Source organism: Streptacidiphilus cavernicola (genome assembly GCF_042510955.1).
Classification (GTDB): domain Bacteria; phylum Actinomycetota; class Actinomycetes; order Streptomycetales; family Streptomycetaceae; genus Streptacidiphilus; species Streptacidiphilus cavernicola.
On record NZ_JBHFAB010000005.1, the window covers coordinates 1 to 21,977 of the forward strand.

21 protein-coding genes are annotated in these 21,977 nt (G+C 74.0%); 15 read left to right on the top strand and 6 right to left on the bottom strand.

The features are described from left to right. Positions 1-212 precede the first annotated feature (212 nt). Positions 213-941 (top strand): TetR/AcrR family transcriptional regulator, encoded by a 729-nt coding sequence (locus ACEZDE_RS08160; RefSeq protein WP_380534000.1) that lies wholly within the window; start codon positions 213-215, stop codon positions 939-941. A gap of 34 nt (positions 942-975) precedes the next feature. Here ACEZDE_RS08160 and ACEZDE_RS08165 read toward each other — a convergent pair whose 3' ends face one another. Next, on the bottom strand, positions 976-2,604 hold the full coding sequence (locus tag ACEZDE_RS08165; RefSeq protein WP_380534001.1) for a phytoene desaturase family protein: 1,629 nt from the start codon (positions 2,602-2,604) through the stop codon (positions 976-978). 150 nt (positions 2,605-2,754) lie between these two features. Between ACEZDE_RS08165 and ACEZDE_RS08170 the strand changes: the two genes are divergently transcribed. Next, positions 2,755-3,324, top strand: coding sequence for a hypothetical protein (locus ACEZDE_RS08170; protein WP_380534003.1), 570 nt, complete (start codon positions 2,755-2,757; stop codon positions 3,322-3,324). A 105-nt stretch (positions 3,325-3,429) separates the two neighbouring features. Further along, the gene (locus ACEZDE_RS08175; RefSeq protein ID WP_380534005.1) at positions 3,430-4,146 is read left to right on the top strand and encodes a bifunctional DNA primase/polymerase; all 717 of its coding nucleotides are present in this window, start codon (positions 3,430-3,432) and stop codon (positions 4,144-4,146) included. A 29-nt stretch (positions 4,147-4,175) separates the two neighbouring features. Here the strand turns inward: ACEZDE_RS08175 and map are convergent, their stop codons facing one another. Further along, positions 4,176-5,024 (bottom strand): type I methionyl aminopeptidase, encoded by an 849-nt coding sequence (map, locus tag ACEZDE_RS08180; RefSeq protein WP_380534007.1) that lies wholly within the window; start codon positions 5,022-5,024, stop codon positions 4,176-4,178. Positions 5,025-5,132: 108 nt separating this feature from the next. Here map and ACEZDE_RS08185 point away from each other — a divergent pair, with 108 nt between their 5' ends. The 8 genes from ACEZDE_RS08185 (at position 5,133) to ACEZDE_RS08220 (ending at position 12,143) form a co-directional block, all read left to right on the top strand. Beyond that, complete coding sequence (locus tag ACEZDE_RS08185) at positions 5,133-5,321, top strand: hypothetical protein (protein WP_380534009.1); 189 nt, start codon at positions 5,133-5,135, stop codon at positions 5,319-5,321. Between the two features lie 169 nt (positions 5,322-5,490). Beyond that, complete coding sequence (locus tag ACEZDE_RS08190; RefSeq protein WP_380534010.1) at positions 5,491-6,678, top strand: DUF4129 domain-containing protein; 1,188 nt, start codon at positions 5,491-5,493, stop codon at positions 6,676-6,678. Next, complete coding sequence (locus ACEZDE_RS08195) at positions 6,675-7,250, top strand: hypothetical protein (RefSeq protein WP_380534012.1); 576 nt, start codon at positions 6,675-6,677, stop codon at positions 7,248-7,250. Before ACEZDE_RS08190 ends, ACEZDE_RS08195 begins: the two co-directional genes overlap by 4 nt. Before the next feature lie 94 nt (positions 7,251-7,344). Further along, positions 7,345-8,421, top strand: coding sequence for an AAA family ATPase (locus ACEZDE_RS08200; protein ID WP_380534014.1), 1,077 nt, complete (start codon positions 7,345-7,347; stop codon positions 8,419-8,421). Beyond that, positions 8,418-9,770, top strand: coding sequence for a DUF58 domain-containing protein (locus ACEZDE_RS08205; RefSeq protein ID WP_380534016.1), 1,353 nt, complete (start codon positions 8,418-8,420; stop codon positions 9,768-9,770). Before ACEZDE_RS08200 ends, ACEZDE_RS08205 begins: the two co-directional genes overlap by 4 nt. Continuing rightward, positions 9,767-10,381: a hypothetical protein gene (locus ACEZDE_RS08210; protein WP_380534018.1), complete on the top strand. Its 615-nt coding sequence runs from the start codon at positions 9,767-9,769 to the stop codon at positions 10,379-10,381. Before ACEZDE_RS08205 ends, ACEZDE_RS08210 begins: the two co-directional genes overlap by 4 nt. A gap of 247 nt (positions 10,382-10,628) precedes the next feature. Continuing rightward, positions 10,629-11,117 carry a hypothetical protein gene (locus ACEZDE_RS08215; protein ID WP_380534020.1) on the top strand — a complete coding sequence of 163 codons (489 nt, stop codon included), beginning with the start codon at positions 10,629-10,631 and terminating at the stop codon, positions 11,115-11,117. Between the two features lie 72 nt (positions 11,118-11,189). Further along, the gene (locus ACEZDE_RS08220) at positions 11,190-12,143 is read left to right on the top strand and encodes a hypothetical protein (RefSeq protein ID WP_380534022.1); all 954 of its coding nucleotides are present in this window, start codon (positions 11,190-11,192) and stop codon (positions 12,141-12,143) included. A 31-nt stretch (positions 12,144-12,174) separates the two neighbouring features. On the opposite strand, the gene ACEZDE_RS08225 is transcribed toward ACEZDE_RS08220, so the two are convergent. Next, positions 12,175-13,518, bottom strand: a complete 1,344-nt coding sequence (locus ACEZDE_RS08225) for an MFS transporter (protein WP_380534024.1) — start codon at positions 13,516-13,518, stop codon at positions 12,175-12,177. Between the two features lie 74 nt (positions 13,519-13,592). Further along, a complete protein-coding gene (locus tag ACEZDE_RS08230) occupies positions 13,593-14,225 on the bottom strand; it encodes a hypothetical protein (protein WP_380534026.1) in 633 nt (210 codons plus the stop codon). Between the two features lie 47 nt (positions 14,226-14,272). On the opposite strand from ACEZDE_RS08230, the gene npdG reads away from it, so the two are divergent. Both npdG and ACEZDE_RS08240 read left to right on the top strand, forming a co-directional pair. Next, positions 14,273-14,998 carry an NADPH-dependent F420 reductase gene (npdG, locus tag ACEZDE_RS08235; RefSeq protein WP_380534028.1) on the top strand — a complete coding sequence of 242 codons (726 nt, stop codon included), beginning with the start codon at positions 14,273-14,275 and terminating at the stop codon, positions 14,996-14,998. Between the two features lie 119 nt (positions 14,999-15,117). Continuing rightward, on the top strand, positions 15,118-15,288 hold the full coding sequence (locus ACEZDE_RS08240) for a hypothetical protein (RefSeq protein ID WP_380534030.1): 171 nt from the start codon (positions 15,118-15,120) through the stop codon (positions 15,286-15,288). Between the two features lie 24 nt (positions 15,289-15,312). Here ACEZDE_RS08240 and ACEZDE_RS08245 read toward each other — a convergent pair whose 3' ends face one another. Beyond that, entirely contained in the window at positions 15,313-16,257 is a 945-nt protein-coding gene (locus ACEZDE_RS08245; protein WP_380534032.1) for a helix-turn-helix domain-containing protein, read from the bottom strand. A 112-nt stretch (positions 16,258-16,369) separates the two neighbouring features. Here ACEZDE_RS08245 and ACEZDE_RS08250 point away from each other — a divergent pair, with 112 nt between their 5' ends. Continuing rightward, positions 16,370-17,428 (top strand): saccharopine dehydrogenase family protein, encoded by a 1,059-nt coding sequence (locus tag ACEZDE_RS08250; RefSeq protein ID WP_380534034.1) that lies wholly within the window; start codon positions 16,370-16,372, stop codon positions 17,426-17,428. A 21-nt stretch (positions 17,429-17,449) separates the two neighbouring features. Here the strand turns inward: ACEZDE_RS08250 and ACEZDE_RS08255 are convergent, their stop codons facing one another. Then, positions 17,450-18,250, bottom strand: a complete 801-nt coding sequence (locus tag ACEZDE_RS08255; protein WP_380534036.1) for a site-2 protease family protein — start codon at positions 18,248-18,250, stop codon at positions 17,450-17,452. A gap of 121 nt (positions 18,251-18,371) precedes the next feature. On the opposite strand from ACEZDE_RS08255, the gene ACEZDE_RS08260 reads away from it, so the two are divergent. Continuing rightward, positions 18,372-21,977 (top strand): AfsR/SARP family transcriptional regulator, encoded by a 3,606-nt coding sequence (locus tag ACEZDE_RS08260; protein ID WP_380534038.1) that lies wholly within the window; start codon positions 18,372-18,374, stop codon positions 21,975-21,977.

Sequence of the window (21,977 nt, forward strand, 5' to 3'; positions counted from 1 at the left end):
ATCTCCATGCTGCTGCACCAGATGGTCCTTCCGTCGCGGCCTTAACTAGCGTCGCTAGTTAAAGCCGCCGGGCACATCCGACGCAAGTGCCCGGTGCCGAATGCCGCGGATGGCGCAAATCTAGGGCGTAGTGGTGGACCAGGTCAGCGGCTCGCCCCAATCCGGTGAGACCTGGGCGGTTGCGGCGCCTCCGCGAGCCCTAGACTCAGCCAATGCGATCGGATGCACGCCCCGCTGCCACGAGTGCCACCGGCACGCCCAAGGCGAAGCGGGTGCCGCGGGCCCAACGCGAGCAGCAGATGCTGGACGCGGCGGTTCAGGTCTTCTCCCGCTGCGGCTACCACGCCGCCTCGATGGACGAGATCGCCGAGGCCTCGGACGTCTCCAAGCCGATGCTCTACCTCTACCTGGGCTCCAAGGAGGAGCTGTTCGCCGCGTGCATCCGCCGGGAGGCGGCCCGGCTGATCGAGGCGGTGGGCCAGGCCGCGGAGCCGGGGCTGGAGACCGGCGAGCAGCTGCGGCGCGGGCTGACCGCGTTCTTCGCGTTCGTGGCGGAGCACCGGGAGAGCTGGATCGTGCTCTACCAGCAGGCCAGGGCCCAGGGCGAGCCGGTGGTCGAGGAGGTGGCGGCGGCGCGCCGCCAGGTCGTCGACGCGGTCACCCTGCTGGTGCGCCGGGCCGCGCTGGACTCGGTCCCGACGCCGAGGCTGGGCGAACGCCCGGACCGCGGCGAGGCCGCGGCGGTGGCCCAGGCCATCGTCGGCGCGGCCGACGCCCTGGCCGGCTGGGTCCTCGACACCGGCCCGGAACCCCCGGAGGAGACGGCCCGCCGCCTGATGTCCGTCATCTGGATCGGCCTCGAACCCCGCCTCCACGGCGCCCGCTACGCGGCGGACCCGCCGACCCCGGACGAGCCGACCCCCGACGAGTCGGCCCGCTGACACCGGCGCCTCCACCGCCCGCCGCCCCCGCGCGTCACCTGCCCAGGGCGGCCATGGCCGCGTTGTGGCCGGGGATGCCGCTGACGCCGCCGCCGCGGACCGCGCCCGCGCCGCAGAGCAGGACGTTGGGGTGGGCGGTGCCGACACCCCAGCGGCCCCCGGGAGTCGCCGGGTCCTGGCCCGCGGAGCCCGCCTCCGTCTCCGCCTCCGCGAAGGGGAAGGACAGGTCGCGGTGGAAGATGTTGCCGCCGGGCAGGCCCAGGTCCCGTTCCAGGTCCAGCGGGCTGCGGGCCTCCACGCAGGGCCTGCCCTCGCCGTCCAGAGCCAGGCAGTCCGCCAGCGGCTCGTCCAGCACCGCGTCCAACTGCCGCAGCACCGCCGCGAGCGCGGCCTCCCGCACCGCCTCGTTGTCGGCCTCGGGGAACAGCCGGGCCGGCAGGTGCAGTCCGAACAGGGTCAGCGTCTGGTAGCCCGCCTCGCGCAGTTCGGGGCCGAGGATCGACGGGTCGGTCAGCGAGTGGCAGTAGATTTCCGACGGCGCGACGGACGGCACCGCCCCGGCCGCCGCCTCCCGGTAGGCGGTCTCCAACTGCCGGTAGGACTCCGCGATGTGGAAGGTCCCGGCGAAGGCCGCCCGCGGGTCCACGGCCCGGTCGCGCAGCCGGGGGAGCCGGCGCAGCAGCATGTTCACCTTGAGCTGCGACCCCTCCGGCGCGGGTCCGGACGGGGCCGCGCCGAGCAGCCGGTCCAGCTCGCGCGGCGCGGCGTTGCAGAGCACCTGCCGTCCGCCGACCCGGTACTCCTCGCCGCCGCTGCGGAACACCACCTCCGCGTCGCCGCCGTCGGTCTGGACCGACGTCACCTCACACCCCGTCAGCAGCTCGGCCCCGGCCGCCCGCGCGGCGTCCGCCAGCGCGTCGGTGAGCGCGCCCATGCCGCCGACCGGGACGTCCCAGTCGCCGGTCCCGTTGCCGATCACGTGGTAGAGGAAGCAGCGGTTCTGCCGCAGCGAGGGGTCGTGGGCGTGGGTGAACGTCCCGATCAGCGCATCGGTGAGGACGACGCCGCGGACGGTGTCGTCGCTGAACGCCGCCTCCACCGCCTCCCCGAGCGGCCGTTCGAACAGCGCCTCCCACAGCGGGTCGTCGCCGAGTCGCCGCCGCAGCTCGTCCCGGCGCGGCAGCGGCTCGGTCAGGGTCGGGAAGACCGCCTCGGCGACCCGCCGGGTCCGTCCGTAGAACTCCTGCCAGGCGGCGTACTCCCGCCCCGACCCGGTCAGCCGCCGGAACGCCTCGGCGGTCCCGGCCTCGTCCCCGTTGTCGACAAGCAGACCTGTCGCCCCGCCGCCGTCCCGCGACACCGGCGTATAGGAGGAGACCCTGCGCCGGCGCAGTTCCACTGCGAGCCCCAGGTCCGCCATGATCTGCCGCGGCAGCAGGCTCACCAGGTACGAGTAGCGCGACAGCCGCGCGTCCACCCCGGCGAACGCCCGGGTGGACACCGCCGCGCCCCCGGTGTGCCCGAGCCGCTCCAGCACCAGCACCCGCCGCCCGGCCCGCCCCAGGTACGCGGCGGCCACCAGGCCGTTGTGCCCGCCCCCGACCACCACCACGTCGTAGCGCGAACGGGACGGAACGGCGGGACCGGCACGGTGATCACTCATGCCCCCGTTCCTACCAGCCCACCCCCGGATCGGCCAGGGCCGGACCACAGCCCCGGTCACCCGTTCGGGCCGTCGGCGGTCGCACCGCCGCCGGGGGCGTGTGAGCGTGGGCCGCAGAGCCGACCGCTGATCCACCCCGGAGGTCCCACCGTGCTGTCGTTCCCCCGCCTTCGCACCGCCCTCGTCGCCGGCACCATGGCCGCGACCCTGCTGGTGCTGCCCGCCTGTTCCAGCAAGGGGAACAGCAGCTCCACCAGCGGAGCCGCCGCGAACCTCTCCTCGCAGTCCGCCAGCCCGGACCCGATCAAGCTGGCGAAGACCAAGTTCGTGGCGAACTCCGCGCTCGCGGCCGGGGCCTCCTACCAGTGGCTGTACAAGCCGTTCAAGGCCGGGACCTTCAAGAAGGGCGCCAAGGGCAGGACCGCCGCCCTGGTGAAGGCCGGTCTGGCCGGGGCCTTCACCTACAACCGGCTGAAGGCGGCGCTCAAGGACGCCCAGGCCGACCCGACCCTGTCCAAGGCCACGGCCGCGTTGCAGTCCGGTGTCGACAAGATCAAGGACCTGCCCGGCAAGCTCAAGAACGGGACCGCCACCGACGGCGACGTCAACCAGATGCAGGGGGTCATCGACGGCGTGAAGTCGGCCGGGGCCAAGAGCGGGCTCAACATCACCGACCAGGTGCCCTCGGTCGGCCAGCTGACCCAGATGGTCAACAGCTGACCCTGCCACTTCCACCCCGTGGCACACAGCACCGCGATCGCACCCGTATCCTTCCTGTACACATTCCGGCAATCCCGGGGTGCGTACGGAGGCGAGAGGGGCTCGATGGAATCCGCGAGCAGGCGCAGCAGTTGGTGGCGCAGGCGGCCCGCTCTGGGCGCGCGCCCGGCCGCCCCGGCCGGCGGCGTCGCCGACCCGGCCTCCCGGCTGGAACAACTGCTCCGCGCGGTCCGGGCCGGCTTCCCGGTCGCGCCCGCCGCGCACGCGGTCGACTACCGCTGCTCCTGCGACCGGGTCGGCTGTCCGGCCCCGGCGCAGCACCCGCTGTCCTTCGCCTGGCAGTCGCAGTCCTCGGTCGACGTGGAGCAGGTCTCCCGCTGGATGGGCCGCGATCCCGACGCCAACGCGGTCACCGCGACCGGCCGCAGCCACGACGTGCTGGACGTCCCGGCCGAGGCCGGGCGGCTGGCGCTGGAGCAGATGGACGCGCTCGGCGTCGCGGTCGGCCCGGTCGCCGCGGTCGGCGACGACCGCTACCTCTTCTTCACCACCAGCCGCTCCGCCCTGGACGAGGACGAGTGGTGGACCTCGGAGCTGGACACCAGCCCCGAGGACGTCACCGAGCACCCGGGCCTGCGCTGGCACACCCGCGGCAGCTACGTGCTACTGCCGCCGTCCCGGCTCGCGGACGGCTCCACGGTCAGCTGGGTCCGCGACCCGGACCGGCCGCTGCCGGACCCGCTGCGGGTGCTGGACGTGCTCACCGACGCCTGCACCGCGGTCGGCGCGGTGGCCCTCGGCGAGCACTGGCTGATCGGCTAGCCCCTGGCCCAGGCAGCGGCGGAGGGCGCTCAGGGCAGCGTCAGGATCTCCGCGCCGTCGTCGGTGACCACCAGCGTGTGCTCGAACTGCGCGGTGCGCTTGCGGTCCTTGGTGACCACGGTCCAGCCGTCCGCCCAGATGTCGTGCTGGTGCGTGCCCAGGGTCAGCATCGGCTCGATGGTGAAGGTCATCCCCGGCCGCATCACCGTGGTCGCGTACGGGCTGTCGTAGTGCGGCACGATCAGACCGGAGTGGAACGACGTGTTGATGCCGTGCCCGGTGAAGTCGCGCACCACGCCGTAGCCGAAGCGCTTGGCGTAGGACTCGATCACCCGGCCGATGACGTTGATCTGCCGTCCCGGCTTCACCGCGGCGATGCCGCGCCGGGTCGCCTCCCTGGTCCGCTCGACCAGCAGCTTCGACTCCTCGTCCACGTCGCCGACCGGGTAGGTGGCGTTGAGGTCGCCGTGCACGCCGTGGATGAACGCGGTGACGTCCAGGTTCACGATGTCGCCGTCCCGGAGCACGGTCGAGTCCGGGATGCCGTGGCAGATCACCTCGTTGACCGAGGTGCAGATCGACTTGGGGAAGCCCCGGTAGCCGAGGTCCGAGGGGTAGGCGTCGTGGTCGCACATGTAGGCGTGGGCGATCCGGTCCAGCTCGTCGGTGGTCACCCCCGGCGCGATCGCCGCGGCGGCGGCGTCCATGGCACGGGCGGCGATCCGGCCGGCGATCCGCATCTTCTCGACGGTCTCGGCGGTCTGCGCCTCGGGCCCCTCGTACGGGGACGGGGCCTTGCGGCCGACGTACTCGGGGCGGGGGATGTGCGCCGGGACGCCTCGGGTCGGGGAGAGGGTGCCGGGAACCAGGGGTGACATGGCGGCAATCCTAACGATCCGCCAGCACCCGGACCGCCCAGGCGTGCGGACGCCGGACCGGGGCAGCATCCTGAGCAGGGACGACCACGACAGCGAGGAGACAGGCTCATGGCCGACGCCGCCGAGAAGGACCAGGGCTGGTACTACTGCCTCAAGCACAGCACGGTGGAGCAGGGGATGGTCTGCCCGGCCCGCAACCGGCTCGGGCCCTACCCGACCGAGGCGGACGCGGCGCGGGCGATCGAGCGGACCAAGGAGCGCAACGAGGAGTGGGACAACGATCCTCGCTGGCAGTAGCCCCGCGACGGCTGAGCCAGGGGATGAGCCGGACATCCCGGACATCCCTTGGCGCTAGGGCGTCAAACGTGCCAGGGTGGCCGTCGAGACTGGCTCGCGTACGCACGTCACGGTGCGCAGCGCGCGACCCGGTGACGTACGGGGGCAAGGGCGCGGGGGCATCGACGGCGTGGCGGACCAGACAGAGGCCGGGAGCCGGTCGCCGGGGCCGCGTCCTGACGGCGCCGGGGGTCCGGGCGGCGCCCGCGCGCTGCTGCTGCTGGCCCTGCTCGGCGGGGCCGCGGTCGCCGCGGTCAGCCTGCACGCGGGCGGCGGCGACCTCGGCGGCGCGGTCGGACCGCTGCACGGCGAGTGGCTGCTGGTGCTGCTGGTCCTGGCGGTGGGCGGCTGGTTCCTCGCCGCGAAGTACCGGGCCCGGCAGGACGAGCGCCCGCTCGGCACCGCCCGCGAGGGCCGGCTGATCACCCTCACCTTCACCGCGCTGGTGCTGACGATCCTCGGCACCGCCGTCGCGGTGGCCGTGCTGGGCATGCACACCCACACCAGCCCGCCTCCGCCGGCACCGCCCCCGCCGCCTCCGCCCGCGCCGACCGGGCCGCCCAATCCGCCGCAGCCGGTGTCCACCGGGCCGATCCGGAATCCGCACCCGCCGTTCGTGTTCTCGATCCAGGACGCGCTGCTGGTGCTGTTCTGGGCGGCCGTCGCGCTGCTGCTGGTGCTCGGGGTGATCGCGGCCCGGCGCTATCTGCGCGGCCGTTCCGCGCCGGTCGCGGTGCTGCGGGGCACGCTGCAGCTCCCGGCCGAGGAGGAGGCGCTGTCCGCCGCGGTCAGCGCCGGACGGCTGGCCCTGGCCGGGGAGGACGTGCGCGCCGCGGTCATCGCCTGCTACGCCGCGATGGAGCAGTCGCTGGCCGAGAGCGGGCTCGGCCGCAGGGCCTCGGACAGCCCGGCCGACCTGCTGGAACGCGCCACCGCCGCCGGGCTGCTGGTCGGCCCCGCGGCGCAGCGGCTGGCCGAGCTGTTCCGGGAGGCGCGCTACTCCAGCCACCCGATGACCCAGGACCAGCTGAACCGGGCCAGGACCGCACTGGACGACATCGGCCACCTGCTCGCCGAGCACCGCGCCGAGGCCGAACGCGCCGCAGCCGCGGCGGCGGCCACCGAGGCCCCGGCAGGCGCGTCCGCGGACCCGGCCGCGCAGGCCGCCGCGGGTCTCAACGGAGCGTCTGCCGGGCGCGGCGGTGTCCGCGGCGCGTCGGCCGAGCGCGGCACCGCACCAGACGCGTCCGCGCTGGACGCCGCGCGGCAGGCCGCTGACGGCAGGCCGGATCCGGCGAAGGGGGCGCAGGCCCGATGAGCTCCCGTCCCGCCCCCCGGATCGCGGTGCTGCCCGAGGCCGTCGCCGTGCTCGCGGTCGCCGCGGTCGCCGCGGAGACCGCGCTCGCCCTGGTCGGCGGGCTGGCCGCGGCCGGTGTCGGCGCGGCCGTGCTGATCGCGGCGGCGCTGCTGGGCGCCCGCTACGTGCACGGCGCCGAGGCCATGGACAGCGACTACCGCCGCAAGGTCCGGCTGGTCGGCAGCCGCGAACCGACCCTGCGCTACTGGGACGCGGCGATCGACGACGCCCGCGAGTCCCTGGCCGGCTACGAACTGCACCTGCGCCCGCTGCTGCAGCGCCTCTACGCGGTCCGGCTGGCCGAGCGGCACGGGATCTCGCTGCACACCGAGCCGCGCAGGGCCGCGGCCGTCGTCGGCGCCGACCTGTGGCCCTGGATCGACCCGGCGCGGGCCCGGCAGAGCCGCGAGGCCACCGCCCCGGTCGCCTCGGGCCGCGGCGGCAGCGTCCCCCGGGTCGATCCCAGGATCGCCCCCGGGCCGCCCCCCGACCACATCCTGACCGCCCTGGTCGAGCGGCTGGAGGCACTGTGACCCCACTGTCGCAGACTGTGACCCACCGTCAGAAGCCGTCCCCCGCACGGCGCCGGAACTCGTACCACCGATGCGAACGCGATCTAGGAGCACCGTGGCAACTCTGAGCCAGCAGGACGCCGTCCCCGTCCTGACGCCGCAGCAGGCGGGCGAGCGCGCCCATGCCGTCCTCGCCGAGGTCGAGCGCGCCGTCGTCGGCAAGCGGGCCGCCCTGGAACTGGTCATGCTCGGCGTGCTGGCCGGCGGCCACGTCCTGATCGAGGACCTCCCCGGCCTCGGCAAGACGCTGCTCGCCCGCTCCTTCGCGTCGGTGCTCGGGCTGGACTTCAGCCGGATCCAGTTCACCCCCGACCTGCTGCCCTCCGACGTGTCCGGCGCGCCGTTCTACGACCAGCGCACCGGCGAGATGGTGTTCCGGCCCGGCCCGGTGTTCACCCACCTGCTGCTCGCCGACGAGATCAACCGGACGCCCCCGAAGACCCAGGCGGCGCTGCTGGAGGCGATGGCCGAGGCCCAGGTCTCGGTGGACGGGGTGACCCGGCGGCTGCCGTCCCCGTTCGTGGTGATCGCCACCGACAACCCGATCGAGTACGAGGGCACCTACACCCTGCCGGAGGCCCAGCTCGACCGGTTCCTGCTGCGGGTCAGGATGGGCTACCTGCCGGTCGCCGACGAGGCCGCGATGCTCAGGGCCCGGCTCGACCGGGCCGCCCCCGAGGCGGTGCTGAAGCCGCTGTCGGACCCGGCCGAGGTGCTGGCGATGCGGGACAGCCTGGAGCGGGTCGAGATCGACGACGACCTGGTCGACTACATCGTGGCGCTGATCGACGCCAGCCGCAGGCACGCCCAGATCCAGGTCGGCGCGTCGCCGCGGGGCGGCCTCGCCCTGGTCCAACTCGCCCGCGCGCGTGCGGTGATGGCCGGACGGGACTATGTCGTCCCGGAGGACGTCAAGTCCATCGCGGTGCCCGCGCTGGCCCACCGGATCAGCCTGCGGCCGGAGCTGTGGGTGCGCCGGATCAACGCGGACGACGTGGTGGCCGGGCTGGTCGAGTCGGTCCCGGCCCCGCGCACCACGCCCCGGCAGGCCGTCCCGGGATCTGTTCCGGCCCCGGCCCAGGCCCAGGCCGCCCCGAGCCAGGTCCCGCCGCAGGCCGTGCGTCCGGCATGACCGCGACCGAACCGGACCCGACGGCGCTGCCACCGGAGGTGGTCCGCGCGCTGGGGCGGGACCGGCTCTCCACCGGCGACTCCGAGGCGCCGGCCCCCCGGCCCGAGGGCTGGCGGCCGTCCGAGCGTGCGCTGCGGCTGGCCACCGTCGCGGCCGTGGCGGTGGCCGCCGCCGTGCTCACCGGGCAGCCGTGGCTGCTGGCCCTGGCCGCGGGACCGGCCTGCCTGCTGGTGCTGTCCGGCTGGTCCGGCCGCCGTCCGACCAGGGCCAGGGCCGAGGCCGCGGTGCCGACCCGGCGCTGCTTCGAGGGCGAGCTGCTCACCGCCGTGGTCACGGTGGACTTCGACGGCCTGGTCGGCTGGGTGGACCCGGGCGTCGCGCCCGGCCCCGGCACCGAGCTGGTCCACGTCGCGGTGGACGGACCGGTGGTCACCCTCGGCTTCACCGCCCGCCGCTGGGGCCGCTGGTCGCTCGGCGTGGTCGACCTCGACCTTTACGACGAGGGCGGCCTGGCCCGGACCACGGTCCGGGCCGACCTCGGCGACGTCGAGGTCTTCCCGCTGCCGGTCGACGGCGGCCTCACCCCGATCCCGGTCCGGCTGCCGGACCGGCTCGGCGAGCACACCGCCCGGCAGACCGGCGAGGGCATCGAGGTCATCGGGGTCCGCCCGCACGTCTGGGGCGAGCGCCAGCGGCGGATCCACTGGCCGTCCACGACCAGGCGCGGCAGCATCCAGATCAACCAGTTCGCCGCCGAGCGGGCCGCCGACGCGGTGATCCTGCTGGACGCCTTCGCCGACATGGCCGACCCGGTCACCGGCCGGTCCAGCCTGGACGAGTCGCTGCGGGTCGTCGCCGGGCTGGTCCGCACCTACCTGCGGAGCCACGACCGGGTCGGCATCGTCTCGGTCGGCGGCAAGCTGTACTGGCTCCAACCGGGAATGGGCGACGCCTACTTCTACCGGATCGTGCAGACCGTCCTGGACGTCCGCCGCGACCTGACCTTCAACACCCCGGACCTGAACCGGCTGCCGCCGCCCGCACTGCCGCACGGCGCGCTGGTCTACGCGGTCACGCCACTGGCCGACAGCCGGATGACGGACGTCCTCGGCGGGCTCGCCGAACGCGGCAACCCGATCGTGGTGGTCGAGATCCCGATCGGCGACCCGAGGGTCGCCGACGCGGACGCGGTGGAGCAGCTGGCCCTGCGGCTGTGGCGGCTGGACCGCGAGGCGGTCCGCTACAGCCTGGTCGAGAAGGGCATCCCGGTGGTGCCCTGGCTCGGCGAGACCCTCGACCTGTCCCTGGCCCCGCTGCTGCGCAGCCGTCTCCGAGGGAGAGTCAGTTGACCGCCCCCGCTCCCGCCGTGACCGGCATGACCTCCCGTCCTGCCCCCGCGGGCGCCCCCGCCGGGGCTCCCCGCCCGGCCGCCGAGGGCGGTCAGGGCGGGTTCGTCCGCCTGCTCGGGGTGATCCTCGCGCTGCTGGTCACCGACCCCGTGACCTGGACCTCGCGGACCCTCCCCGGCCTGGTGCTCACCGTCGCCGTCGCGGTCCTCGCCTGGTTCGGGGCGAGCCCGCTGACGGCCCGTCCGGTCGCGCTGGGCTTCCGCTGGCGGGTGCGGCTGCTGCGGCACCGGAACACGGCGTTCGCGGTGCTGTGCGTCCTGGTCGCGGCGACCGAACGGCCGCCGGGGTGGCTGGCCGGCTGCGACGCGGCGCTGCTGCTCAGCTACCTGCTGCTGGTCGACGCCGTCGCCGGGGGACCGCCCGCGGCGCGGCTGCTGCGCCGTCCGGTGGCGCTGGTCTGCGCCTACGGCGGCAGCGGCGTCGTCCTCGCCGCGGCCCTGGTGCCGGTGGCCCCGGCCGGGCCCTGGGTCCGCCTCCTCGCCGCCGCCGCCCTGGCCGCGGCTGCGGCGGCGGTCATGACCGCCCTGGCCGCCCGCCGCACCCGCCGCTAGGAGCGGCAACAGAGCGGCAGCCGGGGCCTGAATTCCGTCAACAGCCCCTGTGATGTGCGTCATAGCCACTTGGGGTCTAGGTATCGCTATGTCCAATTACTCCCGCGAGGTCGAATCGGGGCACATGGGCGCGATCACCGTACGGGTAAGAATTCCATGAGCACCCGTCATGCGGACCGCCTTGACGCAGGCCCTGGGCGGGCCCATAACCTCCCGGTGAAAAACCGGAAGAAACCAAGGACGGAAATTGAAGACGCCCAGAGCACTCCTCGCCTCCCCGTTGCGCCTCGTCGTCGCCGCTGCCTGCGCCCTGCCGCTCACCCTGGTGGGCACCTCGGCCGCGCACGCGGACCCGGCGGTGACGACGAAGACTTCCCCCTGCCAGGCCTGGGAGGTGGGCGCCTGCCTGTTCTACAACTCGAACGGTGCGGGTGCCACCTACGGTTTCGGAATTAATGTCCCGGACCTTTCCGGCTACTCCTACTCCTGCGGCGCCGGCAATGAATGCCGGGTCAACTACGTCTTTTCGGGCGGCGCCGGGAGCGGGGTGTCGGTCAAGAACAACGCGGCATCGGTGTCGAACGGCTACGAGGCCCAGGAGGTCACTGTCTTCTACAACAGCAACTTCAGCGGGCCCAGGCAGGACATCGACCCCACCATGAAGGCGGTCAACCTCAACTCGACGCTCAAGAACGAGGACGCCTCGCTGTACGCGGCACCCATCTGCGACTGCTGAACCGGTCCTCGCGCGTCGATCCGACGAGCCGCACCGCACACCCCTTAGCTACCGCCCCGTGGAGTTCGTCCCGTGAAGACCCGTACCGCCGCCAGCGCGGTGATGCTGGCCCCCGCGACCGCAGTCGGTACCGCCGGGTGCTCGCGGACTGCCGCCCCGGCCGCCCGGCCCGCCACCCCGGCGGGCCGGTCGGCGGCAGCCGCTGTCCCGCCGCCCACGGGCGCTCCGACGGCCGGTCTGACCAAGGGCATGGTGCTGCCTCTGGAGGCGTACATGGAGAACCGGCAGCAGATGCTCGTCATCGACAACGGGCGCCTGGCGGTGGAGGCCAAGTGCCTGGCCCGGTACGGCTTCAGCATCTCCACCCGGGTCACCAACCCCGGGAACCTGGCTCCCGGGTTCGACGAGGCCAACATGGAACGCCGGTACGGCGTCTCCGACCTCGACGAGGCGATGACGTACGGCTACCACCTGGCCTACACACCGACCCCGGTGGACTCCGCGAGCAACACTCCCGACTCCCCGTCCCGACACGCGCTGGTGTTCGGCGCCACGGTCGACGCCGCAGGCGTGACAACCCCGTTGACCACGTACGACGGCAAGCCGGTCCCCCAGGGCGGATGCCTCGGCGAGGCCACCCGCCAGATCGGTGACGGTCCGTTGCAGGCGGACCTGCCCCACCAGCTGGACCTGCAGAGCATGAACCTCAGCACTGCCGAGCCGCAGGTCCAGGCCGTCATCGCGCGTTGGTCCCGCTGTATGAGGAGCGCGGGCTACCGGGCCGTCAGCCCGGAGCAGACCGGCTCCCTGTATCCGGTGAGCAAGGACGGACTGACCAGCACGGCCGAGATCAAGGCCGCCGTGGCCGACGTCCGGTGCAAGCAGTCGACCGGTCTGGTGGCCACCTGGTTCGCCGCCGAGACCGCTGTGCAGCGGCAGCTCATCGACCGGAACCAGTCGGCCCTGGACCAGGAGAAGACCGTGCTCAGCACCGCCGTCAAACGCGCCGCCGCACTCGCCGGATAGCACGCGCCGGGCAGTACGGGGGAGCGTGCCCCTAGACGGTCGCCGAGGGCTGGGGTGCGGGCGCCGCTTCGCGTTCGCGGCGGGCTCGTTGGGCCAGGGCGTGGGGGTTGGTGCGGGCGTCGTAGCGCATCAGGGCGGGCAGCGAGAGGGCCAGCGCGCCGACGGCGACCACGCAGGCCGCGCCGCCGACCCAGACCGAGGCGCGGACGCCCACCGCGGAGGCCGTCCCGCCCGCCCGTACCTGGCCCAGCTGCGGGCCCACCGAGTAGCTCAGCAGCTCGACCCCGGCCAGCCGGCCGCGGAACTCGTCCGGGATCGTCCCGTTCCACATGGTCGACCGGAACAGCCCGCTGACCATGTCCGAGCCGCCCGCCGCGACCAGGCACAGCAGTACCACCCAGACGTTCGCGCTCAGCCCGGCGCCGGCGACGGCCAGGCCCCAGCCCATCGCCGCCCAGACCACCATCCGCCCGTGCCGGTGCACCCGTGAGGCCCAGCTGCTGGTCAGCGTCACCAGCAGCGAGCCGACCGCGAAGGCCGCGTACATCAGCCCCAACGACCAGTCGGCGTGCAGCCGGTCGGCGAGAAACGGGAAGACCGCGGTGGGCATCGCGAACAGCATCGCGGCCAGGTCGACCGCGTAGGTGCCGAGCAGTTCCGGACGGCTGCGGGCATAGCGCAGCCCGTCCACGATCGCGCCGACCGACGGCCGCGCGGCCGACGGCGACGGCGGCACCGGCCGCAGCCTGCGGATCAGCAGCACCGAGAGCACGAAGGTGGCCAGGTCGATCGCATAGGCCGAGGAGACGCCCGCGGTGGTGGCGATCACCCCGGCCAGCGCCGGACCGGCGATCGCGCCGACGTTCCAGCGCAGCGAGTTGAGCGAGGCGGCGGCGGTGAGCTGGTCGTGCGCGACGAGCTGCGGGGTGAGCGCGTCCAGCGAGGGCCGCTGGAGTGAGCCGAAGGCCGAGGCCAGCCCGGCGACCAGATACAGCGGCCAGACCGCCGGATGCGGCAGCAGTGCGTTCAGCAGCAGCACCGCGGCGCAGACGCCCTGCGCGGCCTCGCTGTAGAGGACCAGGCGGCGCCGGTCCAGCGCGTCGGCGAGGGCCCCGCCCCACAGCCCGCAGACGATCAGCGGGACCAGCTCCACCGCCCCGATCAGTCCGACCGCGAGCGAGGAACCGGTCAGCTGCTTGAGCTGGAGCGGCACCGCGACCAGGGTGAGGAAGCTGCCGAAGAAGGTGATCGCCCCGGACGTCCAGAGCAGCCGGAAGTCGCGTGAGCCGTGCCAGGGCGAGAGGTCCACGCTGAGCTGCGCGGCCAGGCGGCGCAGCCGTGATCGGTCCTGCGGCGGGGTGTCGTTCGAGGTCACAAGGGGTGATCCTGACCCGCGGGGCCCCTACGGAGCAAACCGTTTTCCGGCACCGGGCACGAGCACCGGCACGGTCACCAGCGCATCGGCGGGGCCGGGGTGCTGAGCCGGTCGAGCAGCCGGGACAGTGCCCGCCGACCGCGCCCGGCCGTGCCCGGCCCTTCCCCGGCCGCGGAGCTGACGAGGTGTTGGACCACGTCCAGGGTCAGCGCGCCGCCGACCGGTGTGCTGCCCTCCCCGGCCCCCGGGACCGTCAGCGACTCGTGGGCCAGGCCGTGCAGCTCCCGGTCGTCCCGGTCCGCGCCGAGCGCCAGCACCGTCGCACCCGCCTTCCTGGCCCCGTGCACCCGCTCCAGCAGGCCGCCGTCGGCGCGGTCGGGGGCGACCACGAAGACGGTCTCACCGCGCCGGGCCCGTTCCAGCCGCCGCATCGGCACCGACAGGTGCGGCGGCGCGCCCGGCGGGACCACCCGGCGGACCAGGACCGGGGAGAGCTGCGGCAGCCCGGACCAGGCGGCCTCGTCGTCCAGGTGCGCGGCGAGGTGCCACGGCTCCTCACCGGGCGTGCCGACCAGCAGCAGCCCGTCCGGTGGCGCGGAGGCCCGGGTGACCGAGCCGCGCAGCGCGCCCGCGAAGCCGTGGGCCCGCTCCAACCAGGGCGTCCCGGCGAGGGCTTCCCGCAGCACTGTGATCCTGGCCGCATCCATGCAGCTCATGCTGCCGCAGTCGGCGCGGCTGGTGGGAGGATTCGGGAATGAGTACACCTGAGGGAAGCACCACCCCGGCCGCCCCCGCGCGCGGCCCGCACGACCTGCCGGACGTCTCCGGCCTGGTCGTCGGCGTCCTCGGCGGCACCGGCCCGCAGGGCCGCGGCCTGGCCTACCGGCTGGCGAAGGCCGGACAGCAGGTGGTGATCGGCTCGCGCAGCGCCGAGCGCGCCCAGGAGAAGGCCGACGAGGTGGGCCACGCCACCGGGAATGCGAACTGTCGCGGCGCGGACAACGCCACCACCGCGGCGACCAGCGACATCGTCATCGTCGCGGTGCCCTGGGAGGGCCACGCCGAGCTGCTCGCCTCGCTGCGGTCCGAGCTGGCCGGAAAGATCGTCGTGGACTGCGTCAACCCGCTCGGCTTCGACAAGCAGGGCGCCTACGCGCTGAAGCCGGAGGAGGGCAGCGCCGCGCAGCAGGCCGCCGCACTGCTCCCGGACTCGCGGGTGACCGCGGCGTTCCACCACCTCTCGGCGGTGCTGCTGCTGGACCAGTCGGTGGACCGGGTGGAGATCGACGTGCTGGTGCTGGGCGAGGAGCGGGCGGCGACGGACGCCGTGCAGGCGCTGGCCGAGCGGATGCCCGGGATGCGCGGTGTGTTCGCCGGGCGGCTGCGCAACGCGCACCAGGTGGAGTCGCTGGTCGCCAACCTGATCTCGGTGAACCGCCGCTACAAGGCCCACGCGGGCCTGCGGGTCACCGACATCTGACAGCACCCCTGCGGGCGGGGGCGCGGGCCGGGCAGGGGACAATGGTGCTGCCCGGCCCGTTCGCCTGCCCCGCCCGTAGTCGCTGCCCGTACCCGATGTCCCGTTCCCGGAGTTTCGAGATGCCCCGTTTCGCCCTGCTCGCCTTCGTCCTCGCCGCGCTGGCGCTGCTCGCCGCCGTGGTGTCGGTGCTCGCGGGCTTCTGGCTCGGCCTGGCCTGGATCCTGCTGGCGGGGATCTCCAGCAACATCGGCTGGGTCCAGTGGCGCCGCGCCCGGGTCCAGCAGCCGTAGCACCCGCCCGACCGGTCCCCTTGACTAACTCCGCTCCCGGAAGGTCTGCCGGTAGCTGTCAGGGGGGACGCCGACCACGCGGTTGAAGTGCCGCCGCAGAGTGGTCGCGGTGCCCATGCCGGTCCTGGCGGCGATCTGCTCGATCCCGCCGTCCGTGGTCTCCAGGAGTTCCTGCGCCCGGTGCAGCCGCTGGTTGAGCAGCCACTGCAACGGGGTGGTGCCGGTGACGGCGTTGAAGCGCCGGGTCAGCTGACGCGGGCTCAGACCGGCCTGCCGGGCCAGGTCGGTGACGGTCAGCGGCTGGTCCAGCCGCGCCGACGCCCACTGCAGCAGGTCGGCGAGCGGCGCGGTGTCCGGGGCGGGCACCGGCGCCGGGATGAACTGGGCCTGCCCGCCGGTCCGGTGCGGCGGCACCACCAGCCGCCGGGCCAGCGCGTTGGCGACCGCCGCGCCGTGGTCGAGCCGGACCACGTGCAGGCACAGGTCCATCGCGGCGGACTTCCCGGCCGAGGTGAGCACCCTGCCGTTGTCGACGTAGAGGACGTCCGGGTCCACCTCCACTCGGGGATACCGGGCGGCGAGCGCCTCGGCGTGCAGCCAGTGCGTGGTGGCCCGCCGTCCGTCCAGCAGCCCGGCCGCCGCCAGCACGAACGCGCCGGTGCACAGCGAGACCACCCGGGCGCCGTGGTCGTAGGCCGCCCGCACCGCCTGCACCAGGTCGTCGGGCGGGCCCTCGTCCAGGTCGTGGCAGGCCGGGACGACCACGGTGTCCGCCTCCAGCAGTGACCCGAGGCCGTGTCCGAGGTCGGAGCGCATCCACCCGCCGACCCGGGCCCGGTCCGGCCCGCAGACGGTGAACGAGTACCACGGGTCGACCAGGTCGGACCGGTCGACGCCGAAGACCTCGCAGGCCGAGGCCGCTTCGAAGAGGCTGATGCCGTCGTGGACGGCCAGTGCCACCGTATGCATGTCCGAAAGTGTACGCATAGCGTCGTTCCAGACGCTGTCGAATCGTCAGCCGAGCGACGACCATGGTCATCAGCAAAGCGGTTCCCGCACCCACGAGCCCCCAGGAGCACCGGTGTCCTCGTCCTCCCCGCTGTCCTCCCCGCTGCCGACCGCCGCCCACCGGGAGCGCACGATCGTCGTGTTCGGTGCCTACGGGCACACCGGCCGCTTCGTCGTCGCGGAGCTGCGCCGCCGCGGCCACCGGCCGGTGCTGGCCGGACGCGACCGCGCGGCGCTGCGGTCCCTCGCCGAACTCCACCCGGGCTCGGAGACGCGGGTCGCCTCCGCCGACGACGCACGCTCGCTGGACCGCGCCCTCGACGGCGCGGAGCTGGTGATCAACTGCGCCGGGCCGTTCATCGACACCGCCGCACCGCTGATCGACGCCGCGATCCGGGCCGGCGCGCACTACCTGGACGTCGCTGCGGAGCAGCGGGTCGCGCTGGCCGCGTTCGACGGCGCGGCGGACCGGGCCAGGGAGGCGGGCATCGCGGTGATCCCGGCGATGGCCTACTACGGCGGCCTGGCCGACCTGCTGGCCACCGCGGTGATGGGGGACTGGGCCACGGCGGACGAGATCCGGATCGGACACGCCCTCGACAGCTGGCAGCCGACCCGGGGCACCAGGGAGACCGGGCGGGTCAACTCCCCGCACTACGTCGTCTTCACCGGCAACCGCTACACCACGCCGCCGCAGCCGGCCGCCCGGCGCGGTTGGGACTTCCCGGTCCCGTTCGGCCCGCTCGACGTCACCGAGCTGTCCACCGCGGACCAGGTCACCATCCCGCGCCACCTGGCGGTGCCCGAGGTCCGCGTCTACATGAACGACGCCCCGCTGCGCGACCTCCGCGACCCGGTCACCCCCGAGCCGGTGCCGACCGACGCGACCGGGCGCTCGGCCCAGGTCTTCGTCGTCGAGGCAGTGGTCCGCAGGGGCGCCGAGGAGCGCCGCGCGCACGCCCGCGGGCAGGACATCTACGCCGTCACTGCGCCGCTGGTGGTGGAGGCCGCCGAGCGGGTGCTCGACGGACGCTGCAAGGCGGTCGGCGTGGTCGCCCCGGGGGAGGCGTTCGACCCCGAGGACTTCCTGACCGCGCTGGCGCCCCAGCAGCTGACCTGGCAGAGTGGCTGACCCGGGGGCGTCCGGGTGCCGCTACCTGCCGAAGATTCCACCGAGGTGGAAGTTGAGCACCTGGAACGCGTTCATCCCGGTGTAGGCGAAGTCCGAGCTGTAGCCGAAGTGGCCGAGGATCCCGAAGATCACGGTGTTGAAGAACCAGTTGTTGATGGTCGGGTTCCACAGCAGCAGGAAGAGGATCATCATCCCGTACGGGGCGATGTTCGCGAACGCGCGGCGGTTGGCGTAGGACATCCAGGGCTCGATGATGCCGTAGCCGTCCATGCCCGGCATCGGGACCAGGTTCAGGATCCCGGCCATCACCTGCAGCATCGCCAGGTAGCCGAGGCCGCAGAAGAAGGCCAGGTGCGAGGTGGTCGGACTGACCTGGCCCAGCACCAGCAGCAGCACCAGTGCGAACGCCAGGTTCACCGCGGGACCGGCCGCCGAGATCGCGCTGTGCTTCCACTTCCCGCTGATCCGGCCGCGCTCGATGAAGACCGCTCCACCGGGCATGGCGATGCCGCCGAGGATCAGGAACACCACCGGCATCACGAAGCTGTAGATCGGATGGGTGTACTTCAGCGGGTTGAGGGTCAGATACCCCTTGGCCCCGACGCTGATGTCGCCGCCGTGCAGGGCGGTGCGGGCGTGGGCGTACTCGTGCAGGCAGAGCGAGACCAGCCAGCCGGCGATGACGAAGAGGAAGATGCCGAACCTGGCGTTCCCCCAGCCCGTCCACAGCGCCCATCCGGACGTGACCAGGACGGCGAGCAGGACCCAGAAGATCACACTGATCTTCCGGTCGGAGTGGTTGCGGGCGTCGGTGAAGGACATGCTGGCTCTCGTGCTCCGATGACTGGGAGGGGACTGCCGATCATTCCGCCTAACCAGCGCAGGTACAAGCGACAACCTCTGAACGTCGACAATCGGCCGCGCGTTCCGTCCGGACGCCCGGATGAACGAGAATGATCCGATGCGGTACGGGATCCTCGGCACGACGCAGGCGCTCCGCGACGACGGCACGCGGGTGCCGCTCGGCGGTGCACGGCTGCGCGCCCTGCTGGCCGCGTTGGTGCTGCGGGACGGACGGGCGGTCCCGGCCTGGGCGCTGATCGAGGAGATCTGGGCGGACCAGCCGCCGGCCGACCCGCAGGACGCGTTGCAGACCCTGGTCGCCCGGCTCCGCCGTGCGCTCGGCCCGGCCCGGATCGCCTCCGCGACGGACGGCTACCGCCTACGGGGGGCCGCCGAGGACGGCGGCGTCCTCGACACCGACCTGCGGCGGTTCGAGGCGCTGGCCGCCCGCGACGACGCCGACGCAGACGCGCTGCGCGGGGCGCTGGCGCTGTGGCGCGGCCCCGCGCTGGCCGACCTGCCCTCCCGGGCGGACGCGGCGGCCCGGTACGAGGCGCAGCGGGAGTCCGTCCTGCGCCGGCTGCTCGCGGCGGAGCTGGACCTCGGCCGGGCGGACGCGGTGCTGCCGCGGTTGGCCGAACTGATCGAACGTCAACCGCTGGACGAGCCGCTGCAGGCACTCCACCTGCGCGCCCTCCGCGACACCGGGCGGGTCCCCGAGGCCCTGCTCGCCTACGACACCTTCCGCCACCGCCTGGCCGACCACCTGGGCACCGACCCCGGCCCGGAACTACGCCGCCTCCACACCCAACTCCTCAACCCCACCGCCACAACCCCCACCACCCCGACCCCCGGCTCCGCCACCCCGACCCCGAGCCAGCTGCCGACCCCCGCCCCCGCCCCAGCCGCCCCCGCCCCGACCCAGCCGCCGACCTCGGCCCCCGGACCAGCCCAGCCGCTGACCCCGGCCCCCGGCCCAGCCGCCCCCGCCCCCGCCCCGACCCAGCCGCCGACCTCGGCCCCCGCCCCCACCCCCGGTACCAACCTCCGGCCACGCCTCACCAGCTTCGTCGGGCGGGACGCCGACCTCGCCGCCCTGCGGGCCGCCCTCCCGGCCCAGCGGCTGCTGACGCTGATCGGCCCCGGCGGCAGTGGCAAGACCAGGCTGGCGCAGCAGGCCGCCGAGGCCCATGCCGCCGACCATCCGGCCGACTGCCCGGACGGCGTCTGGATGGTCGAGCTGGCCCCGCTGGACGACCCGCAGGCCGTCCCCGGCGCGGTCCTCAGCGCCCTCGGCCTCCGCGGCACGCACCTGAACGTCGGCGGCAAGGCCGAGGCCATGGCCGCCGAAGCGCTGTCCTCGCCGGAGGCGGAAACCCCGCTGGCGCAGCTGGTCGACTACTGCGCGTCCCGCCGCCTGCTCCTGGTGCTGGACAACTGCGAGCACCTGGTCCAGGCCGCCGCCGAACTCGCCGAGCCGCTCACCGCCGCCTGCCCCGGCGTGACCGTACTGGCGACCAGTCGGGAGCCCCTCGGCGTCCCGGGCGAGGTGCTGCACCCGGTCGACCCGCTGCCGGACCCGGCAGCCCTGCGCCTGCTCGCCGAGCGCGGCGCAGCCGCCCGTCCCGGCTTCGACCCGGCCGACCCGGCCCAGGACCCGGCGGCCTGCGCCGAGATCTGCCGCCGCCTGGACGGCCTCCCGCTCGCGATCGAGCTGGCCGCGGCCCGGCTCCGCGCGCTGACCCCGCGTCAGCTCGCGGACCGGCTGGACGGCCGGTTCCACCTGCTCAGCGCGGGCAGCAGGACCAATCTGCCGCGCCAGCAGACCCTGCGCGCGGTGGTGGACTGGAGCTGGGACCTGCTGGACAAGCCGGAGCGGGTGCTGCTGGCCCGGCTGTCGGTCTTCGCCGGCGGCTTCACCCTGGAGGCGGTCGAGGAGATCTGCGCGGACGAGGTGCCGGGCGGCGGCCTGCCCCGTGCCGAGGTGGCCGCGGTGCTCGCCTCCCTGGTGGACAAGTCCCTGGTGCAGGCCCCACTCCACGGCCCCGGCAACAGCAACGCCTCAAGTGACGGCCCCGGCCGCTCCCCCCGCTACCGGATGCTGGAGACCATCCACGAGTACGCCCGCGAGCGCCTCGCCGAGGACGCGAGCGAAGCCGCCGCCGACACCGACGGCGCCGATACCGACACCGACAGCAGTCAGGTGACGCACCGTCACCTGGTGTACTTCCGCGAGCTGGCCCGGGTCACCGACCCGCTGCTCCGCGGGTCCGGCCAACTCGACGCGCTGGCCCTGCTGGAGGCCGAGCACGACAACCTCCGCGCCGCCCTGCGCCGGGCCGTCGCGGCCAGGAACCAGCAGGAGGCGTTGAGCCTGGTGCTGTCGCTGGCCTGGTTCTGGAACCTGCGCGACTTCGTCGACGAGTCCCGGGCCTGGATCGCCGCGGTGTCGGAGCTCTGCCCGGCCGAGTTCCCGTCCGGCCCGCCGATCCCGCTGCCGCAGGGCCCGATGGACCTGCCGCCGCCCTGGTCCGCCGAGGTGCACGACGAGGCGCTGCGCGGGCTGCTGATCTACCGGTGCGTCACCGCCGAGGGCGACTTCAACCGCAGCCCGAGCGAGGAGCACGTTCGGCTGGCCGAAGCCGTCCTGGCCGCATATCCGCCGGAACTGCCGCAGTCCGCCCGGGTCCCGGGCATGCACCGCGCCTATGTGACCATGTTCGCGGCGCAGATGGAGCAGATGCACCCCACCGTCGAGGCGATGATCGAGGGCTGCCGACTGCACGACCGCCCCTGGGAGCTGGCCTTCTCCCTGCAGTTGGGCTGCAAGCTGCACAACGACCAGCCCGGCAAGCGCGAACTCTCGCTCGCCGAGGCGGTCGAGAGCCTGGAGCTGTTCACCCGGCTCGGCGACCGCTGGGGCATGGCCGAGGCGCTGGCCGGGCAGTCCGAGGCGGCGTCCTTCGCGGGCGACTACCTCACCGCGGCCCGCTGCGCCCGCGAGGCCATCGCCCTGGCCGAGAGCATCGGCGCGGACCAGGGCGTCCCGGTGCTCCAAGTGCGGCTCGGCGACGCCCTGCTGGGCGCGGGGGAGCTGGAGGAGGGCGAGCGCTACATCGTGCTGGGCGTCGAGAACTCCCGGGTGCACACCCCCTACGGCCAGGGGGCCGGGTTCTTCGGGACGGTCGTGCTGGCCGCGCTGCGCTGTCGGCAGGAGCGCTACCAGGACGCGAGGGCCCTGCTTGAGCCGCTGGTCCAGGACTTCCGCGAGGGGAGCATGGGCTCCATGCTCGGCGGGATGCTGGAGGGCATGCTCGGCTGGATCGACTCCCGCGAGGGGCAGCCGCTGGAGGGCCTGCGGCGGCTGCGGGCCGGGGTCGGCCGGGTCGCGGACCACCCGATGGCCGGGATGGTCAACGACATGCTCGGGCTGATGCTGGTCCCCTCGGCCGCCGACATCATGCTGCGCTGCGCCCAGCAGGGCCTGCTGCCCGCGGACCGCAGCACCGACCTGGCGGCCAGGCTGCTCGGCGCCTACGCACAGCAGCAGACCCGCGAGGTGGTCCACCACCTGGAGCGCCAGGTGCTGGACCAGACCACCGCGGGCCTGCGGGAACTGATGGGGGATCAGGCGTTCGACGCCGCCTTCGCCGAGGGCGCCGAACTCGACACCCGCCAGGCCGTCGCACTGCTGCGCGAGAGCTGA